Origin of the sequence: Mycobacterium sp. 1245805.9 (genome assembly GCF_001672915.1) — a bacterium.
In the GTDB taxonomy this organism is placed as follows: domain Bacteria; phylum Actinomycetota; class Actinomycetes; order Mycobacteriales; family Mycobacteriaceae; genus Mycobacterium.
The window spans coordinates 18,139-38,228 of sequence record NZ_LZKR01000044.1; the positions used below are offsets into that span (position 1 = coordinate 18,139).

8 protein-coding genes and 3 pseudogenes are annotated in these 20,090 nt (G+C 70.9%); 8 read left to right on the forward strand and 3 right to left on the reverse strand.

Annotated features, from left to right (window positions below; all coding sequences use genetic code 11):
• Positions 1 to 3: 3 nt before the first annotated feature.
• The 3 genes from cobN (at position 4) to A9X00_RS07035 (ending at position 4,933) form a co-directional block, all read left to right on the forward strand.
• Entirely contained in the window at positions 4 to 3,579 is a 3,576-nt protein-coding gene (gene cobN, locus A9X00_RS07025) for a cobaltochelatase subunit CobN (RefSeq protein WP_067151007.1), read from the forward strand.
• 98 nt (positions 3,580 to 3,677) lie between these two features.
• Positions 3,678 to 4,073 carry a PPOX class F420-dependent oxidoreductase gene (locus A9X00_RS07030; RefSeq protein WP_067151010.1) on the forward strand — a complete coding sequence of 132 codons (396 nt, stop codon included), beginning with the start codon at positions 3,678 to 3,680 and terminating at the stop codon, positions 4,071 to 4,073.
• 5 nt (positions 4,074 to 4,078) lie between these two features.
• A complete protein-coding gene (locus A9X00_RS07035) occupies positions 4,079 to 4,933 on the forward strand; it encodes a type 1 glutamine amidotransferase domain-containing protein (protein ID WP_067151013.1) in 855 nt (284 codons plus the stop codon).
• A gap of 11 nt (positions 4,934 to 4,944) precedes the next feature.
• Here A9X00_RS07035 and A9X00_RS07040 read toward each other — a convergent pair whose 3' ends face one another.
• The gene (locus A9X00_RS07040) at positions 4,945 to 5,643 is read right to left on the reverse strand and encodes a dienelactone hydrolase family protein (protein WP_067151016.1); all 699 of its coding nucleotides are present in this window, start codon (positions 5,641 to 5,643) and stop codon (positions 4,945 to 4,947) included.
• Positions 5,644 to 5,716: 73 nt separating this feature from the next.
• On the opposite strand from A9X00_RS07040, the gene A9X00_RS07045 reads away from it, so the two are divergent.
• From A9X00_RS07045 to lnt, 3 genes and pseudogenes are all read left to right on the forward strand, one after another.
• Positions 5,717 to 6,220 carry an FxsA family protein gene (locus tag A9X00_RS07045; protein WP_067151019.1) on the forward strand — a complete coding sequence of 168 codons (504 nt, stop codon included), beginning with the start codon at positions 5,717 to 5,719 and terminating at the stop codon, positions 6,218 to 6,220.
• Positions 6,221 to 6,319: 99 nt separating this feature from the next.
• The gene (locus A9X00_RS07050) at positions 6,320 to 7,852 is read left to right on the forward strand and encodes an amidohydrolase (protein WP_082974816.1); all 1,533 of its coding nucleotides are present in this window, start codon (positions 6,320 to 6,322) and stop codon (positions 7,850 to 7,852) included.
• Positions 7,845 to 10,600, forward strand: a pseudogene (gene lnt / locus A9X00_RS07055) (apolipoprotein N-acyltransferase). The gene A9X00_RS07050 and the pseudogene lnt overlap by 8 nt, the downstream one beginning before the upstream one ends.
• Here the strand turns inward: lnt and rbpA are convergent.
• A complete protein-coding gene (gene rbpA, locus A9X00_RS07065; protein ID WP_067015244.1) occupies positions 10,597 to 10,932 on the reverse strand; it encodes an RNA polymerase-binding protein RbpA in 336 nt (111 codons plus the stop codon). The pseudogene lnt and the gene rbpA overlap by 4 nt on opposite strands.
• Before the next feature lie 156 nt (positions 10,933 to 11,088).
• Here rbpA and A9X00_RS07070 point away from each other — a divergent pair, with 156 nt between their 5' ends.
• Positions 11,089 to 11,439, forward strand: a complete 351-nt coding sequence (locus A9X00_RS07070; RefSeq protein ID WP_082974806.1) for a hypothetical protein — start codon at positions 11,089 to 11,091, stop codon at positions 11,437 to 11,439.
• A gap of 323 nt (positions 11,440 to 11,762) precedes the next feature.
• Positions 11,763 to 19,886 (forward strand): annotated as a pseudogene (locus tag A9X00_RS07075) (SDR family NAD(P)-dependent oxidoreductase); the annotation flags it as partial.
• Here the strand turns inward: A9X00_RS07075 and A9X00_RS32730 are convergent.
• Positions 19,882 to 20,090 (reverse strand): annotated as a pseudogene (locus tag A9X00_RS32730) (acyltransferase domain-containing protein); the annotation flags it as partial. The pseudogenes A9X00_RS07075 and A9X00_RS32730 sit on opposite strands and share 5 nt — an antisense overlap.

Sequence of the window (20,090 nt, forward strand, 5' to 3'; positions counted from 1 at the left end):
CGGGTGGCTGAGCCGAGGATCCTGCTGCTGTCGACGTCCGACACGGACCTGATCAGCGCCCGGTCCAGCGGCAAGAACTACCGGTGGGCCAACCCGTCGCGGCTCTCGGACGAGGAATTGCCGGACCTGCTGGCCGACGCCGCCATCGTGGTGGTCCGGATCCTCGGCGGGTACCGCGCCTGGCAGGACGGCATCGACGCGGTGATCGCCAGCGGCGTCCCGACGGTGCTCGTCAGCGGCGAGCAGGCCGCCGACGCCGAGCTGACCGGCCTGTCCACGCTGGCGGCCGGCATCGCGGTGCAGGCGCACATCTACCTGGCCCACGGCGGCGTGGAGAACCTGCGCCAATTGCATGCCTTCCTTTCCGACACGGTGCTGATGACCGGCTTCGGGTTCACCCCGCCGGTGGTGACGCCGACCTGGGGGGAGCTGCGGCGCCCGGACGCGGCCGGCGGCGACGGCCCCACCATCGCGGTGCTCTACTACCGCGCCCAGCAGCTGGCCGGCAACACCGCCTACATCGAGTCGCTGTGCCGGGCCATCGAAGACGCCGGGGGCCGAGCGCTGCCCGTGTACTGCGCGTCGCTGCGCACCGCGGAACCCGAACTGCTGCAACGGCTCGGCGACGCCGACGCCATGGTGGTCACCGTGCTGGCTGCCGGGGGCCTCAAGCCCGCCACGGTGTCCGCCGGCGGCGAGGACGACAGCTGGAACGTCGAACACCTGGCCGCGCTGGACATCCCGATCCTGCAGGGCCTATGCCTGACCAGCCCCCGCGACCAGTGGCGCGACAACGACGACGGCCTGAGCCCGCTCGACGTGGCCAGCCAGGTCGCGGTGCCCGAGTTCGACGGGCGCATCATCACCGTCCCGTTCTCGTTCAAGGAGATCGACGACGACGGGCTGATCTCCTACGTCGCCGATCCGGAACGCTGCGCGCGGGTTGCCGGCCTGGCCATCCGGCACGCGCGGCTGCGGCATGTCCCGGCGGCGGAAAAGCGTGTGGCCCTGGTGTTTTCGGCCTACCCGACCAAGCACGCCCGGATCGGCAACGCGGTCGGGCTCGACACCCCGGCCAGCGCGGTCGCGCTGCTGCGCGCCATGCGCGAACGCGGGTATCAGGTGGGCGATCTGCCCGGCGTCGAGGCCAACGACGGCGACGCCCTGATCCACGCGCTGATCGAACGCGGGGGACAAGATCCCGACTGGCTCACCGAAGGGCAGCTCGCCGGCAACCCGATTCGGGTGTCCGCCAAGGACTATCGCGCGTGGTTCGCGACCCTGCCCGCCGAGCTCGCCGACGCCGTGGTCGAGCACTGGGGCCCGCCGCCCGGCGACCTGTTCGTCGACCGCACAGCAGACCCCGACGGCGAGATCGTCATCGCCGCCATGCAAGCGGGCAACCTCGTCCTGATGGTCCAACCGCCCCGCGGATTCGGGGAAAACCCGGTGGCCATCTACCACGACCCGGACCTGCCGCCCAGCCACCACTACCTTGCCGCGTACCGCTGGCTGGACACCGGGTTTCACGCCGACGCGATCGTCCACCTGGGCAAGCACGGCAACCTGGAATGGCTGCCGGGCAAGACCCTCGGCATGTCGGCGGCCTGCGGATCCGATGCCGCGCTGGGCAACCTGCCGCTGATCTACCCCTTCCTCGTCAACGACCCCGGCGAGGGCACCCAGGCCAAACGGCGGGCGCACGCCGTGCTGGTCGACCACCTCATCCCGCCGATGGCGCGCGCCGAAACCTACGGTGACATTGCGCGTTTGGAGCAGTTGCTCGACGAGCACGCCAACGTCGCGGCGCTGGACCCCGGCAAGCTGCCCGCCATCCGCCAGCAGATCTGGACGCTGATCCGGGCCGCGAAGATGGATCACGACCTGGGATTGACCGAGCGACCGGAAGAGGACTCGTTCGATGAGATGATCCTGCATATCGACGGCTGGCTGTGCGAGATCAAAGATGTCCAGATCCGCGACGGGCTGCACATCCTCGGCCAAAAGCCCACGGGGGAGGCCGAACTCGACCTGGTGCTGGCCATCCTGCGGGCGCGCCAACTGTTCGGCGGTGAGCACGCCATCCCCGGCTTGCGGCAGGCACTCGGCCTGGCCGAGGACGGCACCGACGAGCGGGTGACGGTCGACCAAACCGAGGCCGCCGCGCGCGAATTGGTCGCGGAGCTGCAGGAAAGCGGCTGGGATCCGGAGGCCGCCGCGCGCCTCACCGACGATGCCGACGTCGCTGCGGTGCTCCGGTTCGCGACCACCGAGGTGGTGCCCCGGCTGGCGGGCACGTCATCCGAAATCGACCAGGTGCTCAGGGCTTTGGATGGCCGGTTCATTCCCTCCGGCCCGTCGGGGTCGCCGCTGCGCGGCCTGGTCAACGTGCTGCCGACCGGACGCAACTTCTACTCGGTCGACCCGAAAGCGGTGCCGTCCCGGCTGGCGTGGGAAGCCGGTGTGGCGCTGGCGGATTCGCTGTTGAGCCGGTACCGGACCGATCACGGGCGATGGCCGCAGTCGGTCGGGCTGTCGGTGTGGGGCACGTCGGCGATGCGCACCGCCGGCGACGACATCGCCGAAGTCCTTGCGCTGCTGGGCGTTCGACCGGTCTGGGATGACGCGTCGCGGCGGGTCGTGGGCCTGACCCCCATTCCGCTGACCGAGCTGGGCCGTCCCCGCATCGACGTCACCGTGCGGATCTCGGGGTTCTTCCGGGACGCCTTTCCGCACGTCGTCACCATGCTCGACGACGCGGTGCGGTTGGTCGCCGACCTCGACGAGACGGCCGAGGACAATTACGTGCGCGCCCACGCCCAGGCGGACCTCGCCCAGCACGGTGACCAGCGCCGTTCCACCACACGGATTTTCGGATCCAAGCCAGGAACCTACGGCGCCGGGCTGCTGCAGCTGATCGACAGCCGCAACTGGCGTGACGACGCCGACCTCGCCCAGGTGTACACGGCGTGGGGCGGGTTCGCCTATGGGCGCGGTCTGGACGGTCGCCCCGCGACCGACGACATGAACCGCCAGTACCGGCGCATCGCGGTGGCCGCCAAGAACACCGACACCCGCGAGCACGACATCGCCGACTCCGACGACTACTTCCAGTACCACGGCGGCATGGTCGCCACGGTGCGCGCGCTGACCGGGCAGGCGCCCGCCGCCTACATCGGCGACAACACAAGGCCCGACGCGATCCGCACCCGGACCCTGTCGGAGGAAACCACCCGGGTCTTTCGCGCCCGCGTGGTCAATCCGCGCTGGATGGCGGCCATGCGCCGGCACGGCTACAAGGGCGCGTTCGAGATGGCGGCGACCGTGGACTACCTGTTCGGCTACGACGCCACCGCCGGCGTCATGGCCGACTGGATGTACGAACAACTGACCGAGCGCTACGTGCTCGACCCCGAGAACCGCAAGTTCATGGCCGAGTCCAACCCGTGGGCGCTGCACGGCATGGCCGAGCGGCTCCTGGAGGCCGCCGGCCGCGGCTTGTGGGCGGAACCGCAGCCCGAAACCCTCGACGGGCTGCGCCAAGCGCTGCTCGAAACCGAGGGCGACCTCGAGGGTTGACCCCGCCGCGAGTGTGCGGCTGGCCGCACACTCGGGACCGAACGTGCGGCTGGCCGCACGCTCGGCACGAGCGGGCCGACGGGCGTAGGTTGACACCCGTGACCCCCACTTTCGCCGACCTCGCCAAGGCGCAATACCTCCTGCTGACCACGTTCACCAAGGACGGCCGGCCCAAGCCGGTGCCAGTCTGGGCCGCTTTGGACGAGCAGCGCGGCGACCGGCTGCTGGTCATCACGCAGGAAAAGTCGTGGAAGGTCAAGCGGATCCGCAACACCCCGCGGGTCACGCTCGCCACCTGCACCATGCAGGGCCGGCCGACCAGCGAGGCGGTCGAGGGCACCGCGGCGATCCTCGACAAGTCGCAGACCGCCGCCGTCTACGACGCCATCGGCAAGCGGTACGGCATCGTCGGCAAGGTCTTCAACTTCTTCAGCAAGCTGCGCGGCGGCATGGACAGCAACGTCGGCCTCGAGCTGAAAGTGGCGCCAGGCTAAGGCAAATGGGTAGCGTCCTCATCCCGGTCCCGGACCGCGACTTCGACCCCACCGAGGTCGCCGTCAGCTGGCGGGTCCTGACGCGCGACGGCCACCGGGTGGTCTTCGCCACCGAAAGCGGCACGCCCGGCGTCGCCGACGACATCATGGTGACCGGCCGGGGGTTGGACATCTGGTCCAGGCTGCCGATGCTGCGCAGCCTCCCGGTCGTCGGGCTGATGCTGCGGGCCAACAAGGACGGCCGCGAGGCGTACCGGGACATGCTGCGCTCGGCGGAGTTCCAGCGTCCGATCAGCTGGTCACAAGCCGGCCTGGACGGCATCGACGCGTTGCTGCTGCCCGGCGGCCACCGTGCCCGGGGAATGCGCAGTTACATCGACAGCGACATTCTGCAGCGGCTCGTCGTGGATGCCTTCGCGCGAGGTCTGATCGTCGCCGCGATCTGTCACGGCGTGCTGCTCGCCGCCCGCAGCATCGATCCCGCCACCGGGCGCTCGGTGCTTTTCGGGCGCAAGACCACCGCGCTGACATGGGCGATGGAAGGCCTGGCCTGGCGGCTCACGCGGCTGACCCGATTCTGGGATCGCAATTACTACCGAACCTACACCGAGGAGGCCGGCCAGCCCGTCGGGTACATGTCCGTGCAATCGGAAGTCACTCGCGCGCTTAAGGATCCGTCGGATTTTCAAGACGTCGGCAGCGGCACGCCGCACCGTTGGCTGAAGTCATCGGGCATGGTGCGCGACACCGCCACCGATTCTCGGCCCGCCTTCGTCGTCGACGACGGCGACTACGTGTCGGCGCGCTGGCCCGGCGACACGCACACGTTCGCAACGGTGGTCTCGCAGAAGTTGAAGTGACCCAACGTGTTTCAGCTCGCCTTCAGATGCTCGCCGAAGAAGGCGAAGACGCGGCTCCACGCGTCGTCGGTGGCGGCCTGGTCGTAGCCGAAACCGGTGATGCGAAGCAGCGGCTGGGCGGGCAGCGTGTTCGCGAAGCTGTGCCCCACGCCGGGGTACTCCTTGATATCGGTGGTCAGCCGCTTTGCGGCGGTCGCCTCGCGGAACTTGTCGGCGGCGCCCCTGCCCAGCGGGTCGCGGCCACCGAAGCTCGCGACGATCGGGCACGCCCCCTCCAGAATGGTGTCGAGGTTGCGGGGAAGGGGAGTGCCATAGAACGGAGCGGATGCCCCAAAACCCTTGGGCGACATGAGGAGCGCAAACTGGCCGCCCATGCAGAACCCCGCGATGCCGACCGCCCCGGAACACTCCGGCATCGACTGGAGGTGCTCGCGGGCCGCCAGGACGTCGTCGAGGGCGCGGCCCCGCTGTGTCAGCAGCTCGCGCATGACCCTGGTGATGCAGCGGACCCGGCCGCCCCGCGAGTACAGGTTCGGCGTGAGCGCCACATAGCCCCCCTTTGCGACGCGGGCGTTGGTCGCCGCCATGTCCCGCCCGTAACCGAACGCGTCGTGGATCACCACCACGCCCGGCCACGGGCCCTGTCCCTCGGGGACGTTCAACAGCGCATCAATCGATCCGTCTGGGGTGTCGATCTGAATCGTTGCCATAGCGTCATCTAACTGCAGCCGTGTTGGGCGCCACCAGGGGAACTCCCCGGCGGCCCGCGGACGTTGGCCTCACATGATGTCGCGGCTGTTCCTGATCTACGCCGTCGTCGAGCTCGCGGCGGTCATCGCGCTGGTCTCGTCCGTCGGGTGGGGCTGGACGCTGCTGGCGCTGCTGGGCACCTTCATGCTCGGGTGGGTGGTCCTGGCGCCGATGGCCGGATCCCAGCTCATCCGCCAGATCGGGCAATTGCGGTCCGGGTTGAGAGAGCCGCGCAACGCGGCGAGCGACGGGGCGCTGGTCACGCTGGCCATCGCGTTGGTGCTGGTCCCGGGGCTGGTCACCACCGCCTTGGGGCTCTTGCTGTTGGTGCCGCCCATACGAAGGGTCGCCGGCGTGGGACTGATGCGTGCCGTGCGGCGGCGGGTGCCGCTGATCGCCGAAGCGACACTTTTCGGGGCCGAAACCGACGGCCGCGATTACATCGACGGCGAGGTCGTCGACGTGCGGGACGTCCGGGCGCCGGCCCTGCCCAGCGAGATGCGCGGGGGATACCCGGGAAACCCCGCCTGGGATTGATCCCGACGCCGTCACACGTAGCTTTGGCCTGTGACCGACAACCTCACGCTGCTGGTCAACGGTCGGGTGCACAGCCCGACCCACCCCGACGCCACCGCCATGGCGGTCCGCGGTGACGTCATCGCCTGGCTGGGCAGCGACGACGTCGGGCGCAGCCAGTTCCCGGGCGCCGACATCGAGGACCTGGACGGTGCCTTCGTGGCGCCGGGGTTCGTGGACAGCCACATCCACCTCACCGCGACCGGCCTGACGCTCAGCGGCCTGAACCTGCAATCCGCCGCGTCGCGCGCCCACTGCCTGCAGATGGTCGCCGACTACGCGGCCGCTCACCCGGGCCGGCCGGTGTGGGGACACGGCTGGGACGAATCGGCGTGGCCCGAGAACGCGCCGCCGAGCACCGCCGAGCTGGACGGCGTCCTCGGTGACCGGCCCGCCTACCTGACCCGCATCGACGTCCACTCCGCGCTGGCCTCCACGGCGCTGCGGCGTCGCGTCGCGGAGCTACCCGCGGCGGCCGGTTTCGACCCGGAGCGGCCGCTGGTCGGCGACGCCCATCACCTGGTCCGCGCCGTCGCCCGCGACCTGCTGACGCCCCAGCAGCTGGCCGAGGCCCGCACGGCCGCGCTGCGGGCCGCCGCCGCGGCCGGCATCGTCGCGGTGCACGAATGCGCGGGTCCCGAGATCGGCGGGCTCGACGACTGGCTGGGACTGCGTGACCTCGATGCCGGTGTCGAGATCGTCGGCTACTGGGGCCAGGCCGTCACCACGGCCGCCGAGGCGCGGGCGCTGCGGGACGAGACGGGCGCGCGCGGGCTGGCCGGTGACCTGTTCGTCGACGGGGCGCTCGGCTCGCGCACCGCCTGGCTGCACGAGCCCTACACCGACGCCCCGGACCGCGTCGGCACCTGCTACCTGGACCCCGACGCCGTCGAGGCCCATCTGCGGGCCTGCACCGAGGCGGGGGTGACGGCCGGGTTCCACGTCATCGGCGATGCCGCGGTCTCGGCCGCGGTCGCGGCGCTGGAACGGGTCGTCGCCGACCTCGGGGTGGCCGCGGTCGCCCGCTGCGGGCACCGCCTCGAGCACCTAGAAATGGTCACCGCCGACCAGGCCGCCAAGCTGGGCGCGTGGGGCGTCATCGCCAGCGTGCAGCCCAATTTCGATGCGCTGTGGGGTGGCGCCGACGGCATGTACGCCCGGCGGCTGGGCGCCGAACGAGGCAGCCGACTCAACCCGCTTGCGCTGTTAGCATCCCAAGGCGTGCCCCTCGCGCTCGGTTCCGACGCCCCCGTCACCGGCATCGACCCGTGGGCGAGCGTGCGGGCGGCGGTCAATCACCACACCCCGGGCAGCGCGGTGTCGGCGCGGGCCGCGTTCGCGGCCGCCACCCGCGGCGGCTGGCGGGCGAGCGGCGCCCGCGACGGCCAGGCCGGAACCCTGGTGCCCGGCGCGCCCGCGTCCTACGCCGTGTGGGACGCCGGGGCCCTCGATGTCCGCGCGCCACGCGACGCCGTCCAGCGCTGGTCCACCGATCCCCGCTCCCGGGTGCCCGCGTTGCCGCGCCTGGGCCCCACCGACGTGCTGCCGCGCTGCCGCCGAACCGTGCATCGAGGCGCTGTCATCTATGGCTAGGGAGTGGTTCGGCGGCGACCTGACCCCCGACCAGGACCCCATCAGCGACGAGGCCGAATCGGAGCGGGATGAAGACGCCGCCGAGATCGACCGGACCACGACGCCCGACGAACCCGAAAGCGAACCCGAACCCGAACCGCCCGGCACTGCCGGCCCGGCCGCGCGACAGGGCACCGTGACCGCGCGGCTCGGCGCGGCGGTGATCGCACGGCTCCCCGGCGTCTGGGCCGCGCTGCGGCCCCGCCTGCCGCGACTGGCGCTTGCCATCGCGGGCGGCTTGCTGCTGTTCGCCAGCTTCCCCGCCGTGAACTGGTGGTGGGCCGCCGTCGTCGCCGCCGCGCTGCTGGCCTGGGTGCTTCGGCATCCGGCCACGACACCGGCGGGCGGCCTCGGCTATGGGTTCCTGTTCGGGCTCGCCTTCTATGTGCCGCTGTTGCCGTGGATCAGCACCCTGGTGGGCGCCGTGCCCTGGCTGGTGCTGGCCGCCGTCTGCGCGCTGTTTCCCGCGCTGTTCGGCCTGTGCGCCGTCGTCGTGCGACGGCTGCCCGGCTGGCCGATCTGGTTTGCGCTGATGTGGGCGGCCCAGGAGTGGCTGAAGTCGATCTTCCCGTTCGGCGGCTTTCCCTGGGGCGTGGTCGCGTTCGGCCAGGCACAGGGCCCGTTGCTGCCGTTGGTCCAACTGGGCGGGGTGGCGCTGCTGTCCCTGGCGGTGGTCCTGGTGGGATTCAGCGCGACCGCGATCGCGCTGGAGATCGTCAAGTGGTGGAAGACCGGCCACCCGGACGGCGCAGCCGCCGCGACAGAGCCCGCGCCGCCGCCGGCCGTCGTGCTGCCGGGCGTCTGCATCTGCCTGGTGTTGTTCGCCGCCGTCATCATCTGGCCGCAGGTGCGGCACGCCGGGGCGGGAGCGGGCGGCGAACCCTCGGTCACGGTCGCCGCGGTGCAGGGCAACGTGCCGCGGCTGGGCCTGGACTTCAACGCGCAACGCCGGGCGGTGCTGGACAACCACGTCCGCGAGACCCAGCAGCTGGCCGAGGACGTGCGCGCGGGCCTCGCTCCGCAGCCGCAGTTCGTGATCTGGCCGGAGGACTCCTCGGACATCGACCCGCTGGCCAATCCCGACGCCGCCGAGCAGGTCGCGCGGGCCGTCGCGGCGATCGGCGCGCCGATACTGGTCGGCACGGTGCTCGACGTGCCCGGCCGCACGCCGGACAACGCGCAATACACCAACACGGTGATCGTGTGGAATCCGGTCACCGGGCCCGCCGACCGCCACGACAAGGAAATCGTGCAGCCGTTCGGCGAGTACCTGCCGATGCCGTGGCTGTTCAAGCACCTCTCCGGCTATGCCGACCGGGCCGGGCACATGGTTCCCGGCAAAAGCAGCGGCGTGGTGCACATCGCCGGGGTGCCGGTCGGGGTGTCCACGTGCTGGGAGGTCATCTTCGACCGGGCCCCGCGAAAGGCCGTGCTGAACGGCGCCCAACTGCTGGCGGTGCCCGCCAACAACGCGACCTTCAACAAGACGATGAGCGAACAACAGCTGGCGTTCGCCAAGGTCCGCGCGGTGGAGCACGACCGCTACGTCGTGGTCGCCGGAACCACCGGGATCAGCGCGGTGATCGCCCCGGACGGCGCCGAGCTGGTCCGCACCGACTTCTTCGAGCCCGCCTACCTGGACATGCAGGTGCGCCTCAAGACCAAGCTGACCCCGGCGACCCGGTGGGGCCCGATCCTGCAGTGGGTTTTGGTCGCAGCGGCCGGAGCGGTCATTCTGGTCGGGATACGGCACAATGGATGGTTCGCGCGTCCGATTCTTCGGAGGTCCAGGCCTCGCGGTGAATCGGAACACGCCGGTACGCCCCCGGGCGAACCCCCGCCCGACGAGGGCGATGATGACAATCCGCCCGAGGATGGCGGCCTACCTGATTACGGGCGAGACAGAGGAGCTACATGACCACCGGCCAGCCGGCGCCCCGGGTCCCGGGCAACCGTCCCAGCGAGCGTGTCCTGGTGATCATCCCGACGTTCAACGAGCGGGAGAACCTCCCGGTGATCCACCGGCGGTTGAAGGCGGCGTGCCCGAATGTCCACCTGCTTGTCGTCGACGACAACAGCCCCGACGGCACCGGCCGGCTCGCCGACGAACTCGCGGCGGCCGACCCCGAGCACGTCCATGTGATGCACCGCACCGTCAAGGACGGCCTGGGCGCGGCCTACCTGGCGGGATTCGCCTGGGGTCTGAGCCGCGACTATTCGGTGCTCGTCGAGATGGACGCCGACGGCAGCCACGCGCCCGAACAGCTGCACCTGCTGCTGGACGCGGTCGACGCCGGCGCCGATCTGGCGATCGGCTCGCGCTACGTCGAGGGCGGAGCGGTGCGCAACTGGCCGTGGCGGCGCTGGGCGCTGTCGTGGACAGCCAACACCTACGCGCGGGTCGCCCTCGGCGTCGGCGTGCATGACATCACCGCCGGCTACCGCGCCTACCGCCGCGAAGTCCTCGAGACGATCGGCCTGGACGGCGTGGACTCCAAGGGCTATTGCTTCCAGATCGACTTGACCTGGCGCACGGTCTGCAACGGGTTCGTCATCGCCGAGGTGCCGATCACCTTCACCGAGCGCGAACTCGGCGTCTCCAAGATGAGCGGATCGAACATCCGCGAGGCGCTGGTCAAAGTCACCCGGTGGGGCATCGAGGGGCGAACCACGCGGCCCCGCGCGATCCGGGCCAACAACCGCGGTTAGCCGCGGCGACGGGACCGGATCAGCTCGAGGCGCTCCTTGAGCAGCTCTTCGAGCTCCTCGACCGAGCGGCGCTCCAACAGCATGTCCCAGTGCGTGCGCGGCGGCTTGACCTTCTTCGGCTCGGGCAGGTCGCCCTCGATGAGGGTGCCCTCCATGCCGTTGCGGCACAGCCAGGTGCCGGGAATGTCGGCGTCGTCGGCGAAGGGAACCTCGAACTCCTCGCCGTTCTCGGTGCGGTACCGCGCGATCTGACGCGGCGCGAGGTCGTGGTTGCGGTCGGTCTCGTAGCTCACGGCTCCAAGGCGACTGCCTCTCAGGACGCGATCGGCCATGGCTGCTACTCCTTATAGATCCTGTGGGCTGTGGTGCAAATTCCGTTTAGCAAACGTAACGACGGCCCGCGTAGTTCCCAGGCCGACACGCGGCATACGCGACGCGACCTTCAATGATACGGGATTGCCGACTAAGGCCGACTATCCTCGGCAGGCGTGACCCGCCGCGCCCGCCCCCACCCGTGCCGGTGGTGCGGTCGAGACGTGACCGACGCCGGGATGGGCCGTCGCCGCCAGTACTGCCGGCAGTCCTGCCGGCAACGCGCCTACGAGCAACGGGCCTTGCTGAATCGGGGCGATGCTGGAGCCGTGCCCGCCGATGCGGTGGTGCTGTCCGCCGAGGACGCTGCCGACCTCTCGGATCGCGTCTACCAGGTGCGATGCGCGGCGGAGGACGTCGCCACCGCGCTCGACGAGGGGGCCGCGACGGCCGAGTTACGCGAGCTGTGCGACGTGCTGATCCGGGCCGCCCGCGCCGCCGACGGTTGGCGCCGGGTGGGCGTCTAACTCCGCCTTGACCACCACCGATGGGTTGCCGAGTACAGTCGCGCCATGGGCGGCGGGCCATTTTCATTCGGGTTTAGAGGTCGGCGCCGTTCCTCTTTTAGCAGCCGGGAGTATCGGACGTTTTGAAATCCTGCCGGAGTTGGCCATACTCACGAGCGACATTCTTGGGTCGGAGAGCAGCACGAAGCTTGTCGGCGCTGGTCGAAAAATCCACGAGACCGATTCGTGCAGCAACTTCTGTGACTCGGCAAGGGCGCTCGGCACACGCCGCATCCGGCGGTTACCAGACGGCCCACCTGCCAGGTGAGGGTTAGGCGAGGTTAGTGATGGATCAACTCCAGCATGCGACCGAAGCGCTGCGCAAAGCGCTGGTCCAGGTGGAACGCCTGAAGCGCACCAACCGTGCGCTGCTGGAGCGGTCAAGCGAGCCGATCGCCATCGTCGGGATGTCGTGCCGCTTCCCCGGCGGGGTCGAGACCCCGGAGGACCTGTGGCAGATGGTCGCCGACGGTCGCGACGTGATCACGGACTTTCCGACCGACCGCGGCTGGGACGTGGCGGCGTTGTTCGACCCCGATCCCGACGCGCGCCACAAGACGTACGCCCGCACCGGTGGCTTCGTGGACGGTGTCGCGGACTTCGACGCCGCGTTCTTCGGCATCGCGCCCAGCGAGGCGCTGGCGATGGATCCCCAGCATCGGATGTTGCTAGAGCTGTCCTGGGAGGCGTTGGAGCGGGCCGGGCTCGATCCCGGCGGGCTGCGCGGCAGCGCCACCGGCGTCTTCGCCGGCCTCATCGTGCAGGGCTACGGCATGTTGGCCGAGGAGATCGAGGGCTACCGGCTCACCGGCATGACCTCCAGCGTCGCCTCCGGCCGGGTGTCGTATGTGCTTGGGCTGGAGGGCCCGGCGGTGTCGGTGGACACGGCGTGCTCGTCGTCGCTGGTGGCCCTGCACATGGCGGTGCAGTCGCTGCGAACGGGCGAGTGCGACCTGGCCCTGGCCGGCGGCGCCACCGTCAACGCCACGCCCACGGTCTTCGTCGAATTCAGCCGGCACCGCGGGCTGGCGCCGGACGGCCGCTGCAAGGCCTACGCGGGCGCCGCCGACGGCGTCGGCTGGTCCGAGGGCGGGGCCATGCTGGTCGTCGAGCGGTTGTCGGACGCGCGACGGCTGGGGCATCCGGTGTTGGCGGTGGTGCGCGGTTCGGCCGTCAATCAGGACGGCGCCTCGAACGGGCTGACCGCGCCCAACGGCCCGTCGCAGCAGCGGGTGGTGCGCGCCGCGCTGGCCAACGCCGGGCTTTCGGCCGCCGACGTCGACGTCGTCGAGGGCCACGGCACCGGGACCACGCTGGGCGATCCGATCGAGGCGCAGGCGCTGTTGGCGACCTACGGCCAGGACCGCGACGCGCCGCTGTGGCTGGGATCGATCAAGTCGAACATGGGTCACACGCAGGCCGGCGCCGGTGTCGCCGGGGTGATCAAGATGGTGCAGGCGATGCGCCACGAGACCCTCCCGGCAACCCTGCACGTCGACGTGCCCAGCCCGCACGTCGATTGGTCGGCGGGCTCGGTGTCTCTGCTCACCGAGGCCCAACCGTGGCCGGCGAGCCGCGCGCGCCGCGCGGGCGTGTCGTCGTTCGGGATCAGCGGCACGAACGCGCACGTGATCGTGGAGGCGGTGCCCGAGGCCGATCCGCGGGAGGCCCGCCCGACACCGGCCGTGGTGCCGTGGGTGCTCTCGGCGAAGTCCGCAAAGGCGTTGCAACTACAGGCCACTCGGTTGGCTCAGCATCTCGGTGCGCATCCAGAGCTCGACGTTGCCGACGTCGGCTGGTCGCTGGCCGGCCGCTCGGCGTTCGAGCATCGCGCGGTCATCGTGGGCGGTGACCGGGACCGGTTGCTGGCCGGGCTGGACGAGCTGGCGGCAGACGAACCCGCATCGGTGATCCGGGGAACCGCCGCCCCGGCGGGCAAGACCGTCTTCGTCTTCCCCGGCCAGGGCTCCCAATGGCTGGGCATGGGCCTCGAATTGCTGGACGCCGCACCGGTATTCGCGCAACAGATCCAGGCCTGCGAGGAGGCCTTCGCCGAGTTCGTCGACTGGTCGCTGACCGACGTTCTGCGCGGCGCCCCCGACGCCCCGGGCTTGGACCGGGTAGACGTGGTACAGCCGGTGCTGTTTGCGGTGATGGTGTCGCTGGCCGAGCTGTGGAAGTCGGTGGGGGTCAGTCCCGACGCGGTGATCGGGCACTCGCAGGGCGAGATCGCCGCGGCGTACGTCGCCGGCGCGCTGTCGCTGACCGACGCCGCGCGGGTGGTCGCGTTGCGCAGCAAGCTGCTGAGGTCGCTGGCCGGCCCCGGCGGCATGCTGTCCATCGCATGCAGCACCGAGCGCGCCCGGGAGCTGTTGGCGCCCTACGGAAATCGCGTCAGCATCGCCGCCGTCAACGGCCGGTCGGCGGTCGTGGTATCCGGCGACGGGGCCGCGCTGGACGAACTCGCCGGGTTCTGCGCCGACCTGGAGCTGCGCACCCGGCGGATCGACGTCGACTATGCGTCGCATTCGGTCGAGGTCGAGGCGATCCGAAGCGAGCTCGCCGAGGTGTTGGCCGGCATCGAGCCGCGGTCCTCGCGCACGGCGTTTTTCTCGACCGTGACCGGAAACCGGTTGGACACCGCGGGATTGGACGCCGACTACTGGTATCGCAACATCCGGCAGACCGTCCAGTTCGACCAGGCCGTGCGCAGCGCGTGCGAACACGGATTCCGGACGTTCATCGAATCCAGTCCGCACCCCGCGTTGATCGCCGGTATCGAAGACACCGCCAACAGCTGCTTGGCGGGCGACAGCCCCCAAATCAGTGAGGCGATCGTCGTTCCCACGCTGGGCCGCGATGACGGCGGGCTCGAGAGGTTCCTGACCTCGGCCGCCACCGCGTTCGTCGCGGGAGTGAGCGTGGACTGGCGCGGGGCGCTGGACGGGGCGGGCTTCGTGGAGCTGCCGACCTACGCCTTTGACCGCCGCCGGTTTTGGCTTTCCGGCGAAGGGGTCGCGGCCGACGCCACGGGCTTGGGCCTGGGAACCAGCGAGCACCCGCTGCTGAGCGCTGTCGTGGAGCTGCCGTCCTCCGGCGGCGTGCTGCTGACGGGCCGGTTGTCGGCCAGCCTGCAGGGGTGGCTGGCCGATCACGCGGTGTCCGGGGTGGCCGTGTTCCCCGGAGCGGGGTTCGTCGAGTTGGCGATCCGCGCCGGTGACGAAGTCGGTTGCTCGACGGTCGACGAAATGACGCTGCAGGCGCCATTGATGTTGCCCGCCAGGGATTCCGGGTCGAGCTCGGTCGCCGTGCAAGTCGTGGTGGGGGCCGAGGACGAGAGCGGCCGGCGCGGCGTGTCGATCTTCTCGCGCCACGACGCCGGCTCCGGCTGGGTGTGCCACGCCGAGGGCACGCTCGGCAAAGGGTCGGTCGAGCCCGCCGCGGACCTGTCGGTCTGGCCGCCGGCCGGCGCCGCCGCCGCCGACCCGGCCGACGGCTACGAACGCTTGGCGGCGCGCGGTTACGGTTACGGCCCCGCGTTCCAGGGCCTGACCGCGGCGTGGGTCCGCGGCGACGAGGTGTTCGCCGAGGTGCGGCTGCCCGACGCCGCCGGGGGCGTCAACGGGTTCGGTGTGCACCCCGCGTTGCTGGACGCGGCGATGCACGCGCTGGTGATGGGACATCAAATCGCCGGCGGGACTGACGAAGTCGTGTTGCCGTTCTCCTGGGAGGGTATGTCGCTGCACGCGGCGGGCGCGTCGGCGGTGCGCGCGCGCATCGCGCCGGCCGGTACGTCGGCGTCCAACGCGGTTTCCATCGAGCTCGCCGACGGGCTCGGGTTGCCGGTGCTGTCGGTGCGGGCGATGGCGGCCCGCCCGGTCAGCGAGCAGCAGCTGCGCGCGGCGGTCTCCGGCGCGGGCCCCGACCGGCTCTTCGAGGTGAACTGGGCGCCGTCGACGGCGACGACCGCCGACGCCGAGCCCCCTGCCTACGAGGTCTTCGAATCCCTTGCCGCCGAGCACGACCCGGCCACGCGGACCCATGAGCGCACGCACCAGGCGCTGGCGGCCGTGCAGTCGTGGTTGTCCGAGCATGATTCCGGCGTGCTGGTGGTGGCCACCCGCGGTGCGATGGCATTGCCGGGGGAGGACGTCACCGACTTGGCCGGCGCCGCGGTGTGGGGGCTGGCACGGTCGGCGCAGACCGAGCACCCCGGCCGGATCGTCCTCGTGGACACCGATGTGCCGCTGGATGATCGGGCGATCGCCGCCGTCCTCGCGCTCGGCGAGCCGCAGGTGTTGCTGCGCGGCGGCACGTATTACCACCCGCGGGTGCAGGGCAGCCGCGCGGTGGACGGTCTCCTGACGCCTCCGACCGAGGGGCCGTGGCGGCTGGGCATCAGCAGCGCGGGCACGTTCGAGAACCTGCGCCTGGAGCCGGTGCCCGACGCCGAGGCGCCGCTGCAGCCCGGGCAGGTGCGGGTGGCCCTGCGCGCGATCGCCGCGAACTTCCGCGACGTGATGATCACCCTGGGCATGTTCACCCACGACGCGCTGCTCGGCGGCGAAGGCGCCGGCGTGGTGGTCGAAGTCGGGCCTGGGGTCACCGAGTTCGCGGTCGGCGATTCGGTGTACGGCTTCTTCCCCGACGGCAGCGGCACGCTGGTCGCCGGCGACGTCCGCCTGCTGGTGCACAAGCCCGAAGACTGGACCTACCCCGAAGCCGCCGCCATCTCCGCCGTTTTCACCACCGCCTACATGGCATTCATCCACCTGGCCGACGCCCAACCGGGACAGCGCGTGCTGGTGCACGCGGCGGCCGGCGGCGTCGGGATGGCCGCCGTCCGGCTGGCCCGGCATCTGGGCCTGGAAGTGTTCGGGACGGCCAGCCGCGGCAAGTGGGACACCCTGCGGGCCATGGGCTTTGACGACGACCACATCGCGGACTCCCGCAGCCTGGATTTCGAGGAGAAGTTCCGGGCGGGCACTGGCGGGGCCGGGATGGACATCGTGCTGGACTCGCTGGCCGGCGAATTCGTCGACGCCTCGCTGCGGCTGGTCGCGCCCGGTGGCGTGTTCCTGGAGATGGGCAAGACCGACATCCGCGACCCCGACGCCGTCGCCCAGGAATATCCGGGCGTGCGCTATCGCGCCTTCGACCTCTTCGAGCCGGGCCGCCCCCGGATGCATCAGTGGATGCTGGAGCTCGCCGGGCTGTTCGATGCCGGGGTGCTGAAGCCGTTGCCGGTAACGACGTTTGACGTGCGGCGCGCGCGCACCGCGTTGCGCTACCTGAGCCAGGCCCGCCACGTCGGCAAGGTCGTCATGACGATGCCTTTTGGGCCTGGTGCCGGGCTGGCTCACGGCACGGTGCTGATCACCGGCGGCACCGGCATGGCGGGTGCGACGCTGGCCCGCCACCTGGTGGCGCACCACGGCGTCCGGGACCTGGCACTGCTGAGCCGCCGCGGACCCGACGCACCGGGTGCGGCCGAACTCGTCGCCGAGTTGGAGGCCGCGGGTGCCCGGGTCCGGGTCGTCGCATGCGACGCCGCCGACCGGACCGCGCTGGCGGCGCTAATCGCCGCGGTGCCAAAGCTTTCGGCCGTCATCCACGCGGCCGGCGTGCTCGACGACGCGATGGTCACCTCGCTGACGCCCGAACGCGTCGACGCGGTGTTGCGGGCCAAGGTGGATGCGGCGTGGAACCTGCACGAACTGACCCGAGACCTGGACCTGTCGGCGTTCGTGATGTTCTCCTCGATGGCCGGGCTGGTGGGCTCGTCGGGCCAGGGCAACTACGCGGCGGCCAACTCGTTCCTGGACGGGTTGGCCGCGCATCGGCGCGCCAACGGGCTGCCGGCGATATCGCTGGCGTGGGGGCTGTGGGATCAGGCCAGCGCGATGACCGGTGGGCTCGCCGAGGCCGACCGCGCCCGGCTGGGCCGCGACGGAATCCTGGCCTTGTCGTCGGCCGAGGCGATGGAGTTGTTCGACACCGCGCTGATCGTCGACGAACCGTTCATGGCGCCCGCCCGCATCGATCTCGGCGCGCTGCGCGCCCACGCCCTCGCGGTGCCACCGATGTTCAGCGACCTCGTCAACGCGCCGGTGCGCCGCCGAGTCGACGACTCGCTCGCCGCCGCGAAATCGAAATCGGCTCTGGCGCATCGCCTGCAAGGCCTGCCCGAGGCCGAGCAGCAGGCGGTGCTGCTGGACCTGGTGCGCTCGCACATCGCGACGGTGCTGGGCAACACCACCGCCGAGGCGATCGACCCGGACAAGGCGTTCCAGGAGTTGGGCTTCGACTCGCTGACCGCGGTCGAGATGCGCAACCGGCTCAAAACCTCCACGGGACTGGCGCTTTCGCCCACGCTGATCTTCGACTACCCGACGCCCAACGGCCTGGCCAGCTACATGCGCACCGAACTCGCCGGAGCGCCGCAAGAGGTCAAGCACGCCCCGGTGGTGCGCGCCACCGACGACGATCCGATCGTGATCGTCGGCATGTCGTGCCGCTATCCCGGTGGGGTGAATTCCCCCGAGGACCTGTGGGACATGCTGACCGACGGCCGCGACGTGCTCTCGGAATTCCCGACCGATCGCGGCTGGAACCTGGACGGGCTGTACAACCCGGACCCCGACGTCCCGGGCACGTGCTACACCCGCACCGGTGGCTTCGTCGACGACGTTGCCGGCTTCGATCCCGCCTTCTTCGGCATCACCCCGAGCGAGGCGCTGGCCATGGACCCGCAGCAGCGGCTGTTCCTCGAGTTGTCCTGGGAAGCCTTGGAGCGCGCGGGAATCGAGCCCGGCGGGCTGCGCGGCAGCGCCACCGGCGTGTTCGCCGGGGTGTACACGCAGGGCTACGGAATCGGCGCCCCGCCGGCCGCCGAGGGCTTCCGGCTGACCGGGCAGTCGTCCAGTGTGGCGTCGGGCCGCATTTCGTATGCGCTCGGGCTGGAGGGCCCCGCGGTCTCGGTGGACACGGCATGCTCGTCGTCGTTGGTGGCCTTGCACATGGCGGTGCAGTCGCTGCGCTCGGGTGAATGCGATCTGGCCCTGGCCGGCGGCGTCACGGTGAACGCCACCCCGGACATCTTCGTCGAGTTCAGCCGCATGCGCGGGCTGTCCGCCGACGGCCGGTGCAAGGCCTACGCCGGCGCGGCCGACGGCACCGGATTCTCCGAGGGCGGCGGCATGCTCGTGGTGGAGCGCCTGTCCGACGCCGAGCGCCTCGGGCACCGCGTGCTTGCGGTGGTGCGGGGTTCGGCGATCAACCAGGACGGCGCCTCGAACGGACTGACCGCACCCAACGGCCCGTCGCAGCAGCGGGTGGTGCGGGCGGCGCTGGCCAACGCCGGGCTGTCCGCGGCCGAGGTCGACGCGGTCGAGGGCCACGGAACCGGAACGATGTTGGGCGATCCCATTGAGGCCCAAGCATTGTTGGCCACCTACGGACGCGACCGGGCCGAACCGCTGTGGCTTGGGTCGATCAAGTCGAACATGGGTCACACCCAGGCCGCGGCCGGTGTCGCCGGTGTGATCAAGATGGTCTTGGCGATGCGCCACGAGATGTTGCCGGCCACGCTGCACGTCGACGAGCCCAGCCCCCATGTGGATTGGTCGCTGGGAGCCGTGAGCTTGTTGACCGAAGCCCGGCCCTGGCCGTCGCAGGGCAAGACCCTGCGCGCCGGGGTGTCCTCGTTCGGCATCAGCGGGACCAACGCGCACGTGATCATCGAAGCCGCGCCCGCCGGGTCGGAGCGCGTCGTGCAGCGCCCCGAGCTGCCGGTCGTGCCCTGGATGGTGTCGGCGAAATCGGCGACGGCCCTGGCGTCGCAGGCCACCCGGCTGGCGACGCACCTTCGCACCCACGCCGAACTGGACGTCGCCGACGTGGGGTGGTCGCTGGCGGGCCGGTCGAACTTCGAGCATCGGGCCGTCGTCGTCGGCGCGGACCGCGGCGGCCTGCTGGCCGGGCTGGACGAGTTGGCCCGCGACGAGCTGGGCGGCTCGGTGGTTCGTGGCCTGGCAACGTCCGGCGGCAAGACCGTCTTCGTCTTCCCGGGCCAGGGCTCCCAAACGCTCGGCATGGGAAGGGAGTTGTACGCCGCGTACCCGCTGTTCGCCGAGGCGTTCGACGCCGCGCTGGGCGAATTGGACCAGCACCTGCTGCGGCCCCTGCGCGACGTCGTCTGGGGCCAGGACGAAAACCTGCTGAACACCACCGAATTCGCGCAGCCGGCCCTGTTCGCCGTTGAAGTCGCGTTGTTCCGGCTGCTCGAATCCTGGGGTGTGCGGCCCGATTTCGTGATGGGTCACTCGGTCGGCGAGATCACCGCTGCGCATGTCGCCGATGTCCTGTCGCTACAGAACGCGGCGGTATTGGTCGCCGCCCGGGGCCGGAAATCACCACGGAGGCGGGCCCGTTGACCGCCGCGATGCCGACGTCGGGCGTCAGCAGCGGCCGCACCTCGTCTTCGGTGGCCTGCACGGCGGTCATCGCGCCGCCGGCCGGCAGCGCCTGCATGAACCGGCCCCGGGCGGCGACCAATACCGCCGCGTTCTGTAGCGACAGGACATCGGCGACATGCGCAGCGGTGATCTCGC

What these genes read in the sequence shown, in the direction of transcription:
- A9X00_RS07045 (WP_067151019.1), top strand. Translation starts at nt 5,717, where the DNA reads ATGATGTCGCGGCTGTTCCTGATCTACGCCGTCGTCGAGCTCGCGGCG.
- rbpA (WP_067015244.1), bottom strand. Translation starts at nt 10,932, where the DNA reads ATGGCCGATCGCGTCCTGAGAGGCAGTCGCCTTGGAGCCGTGAGCTAC.
- A9X00_RS07035 (WP_067151013.1), top strand. Translation starts at nt 4,079, where the DNA reads ATGGGTAGCGTCCTCATCCCGGTCCCGGACCGCGACTTCGACCCCACC.
- A9X00_RS07040 (WP_067151016.1), bottom strand. Translation starts at nt 5,643, where the DNA reads ATGGCAACGATTCAGATCGACACCCCAGACGGATCGATTGATGCGCTG.
- A9X00_RS07050 (WP_082974816.1), top strand. Translation starts at nt 6,320, where the DNA reads ATGGCGGTCCGCGGTGACGTCATCGCCTGGCTGGGCAGCGACGACGTC.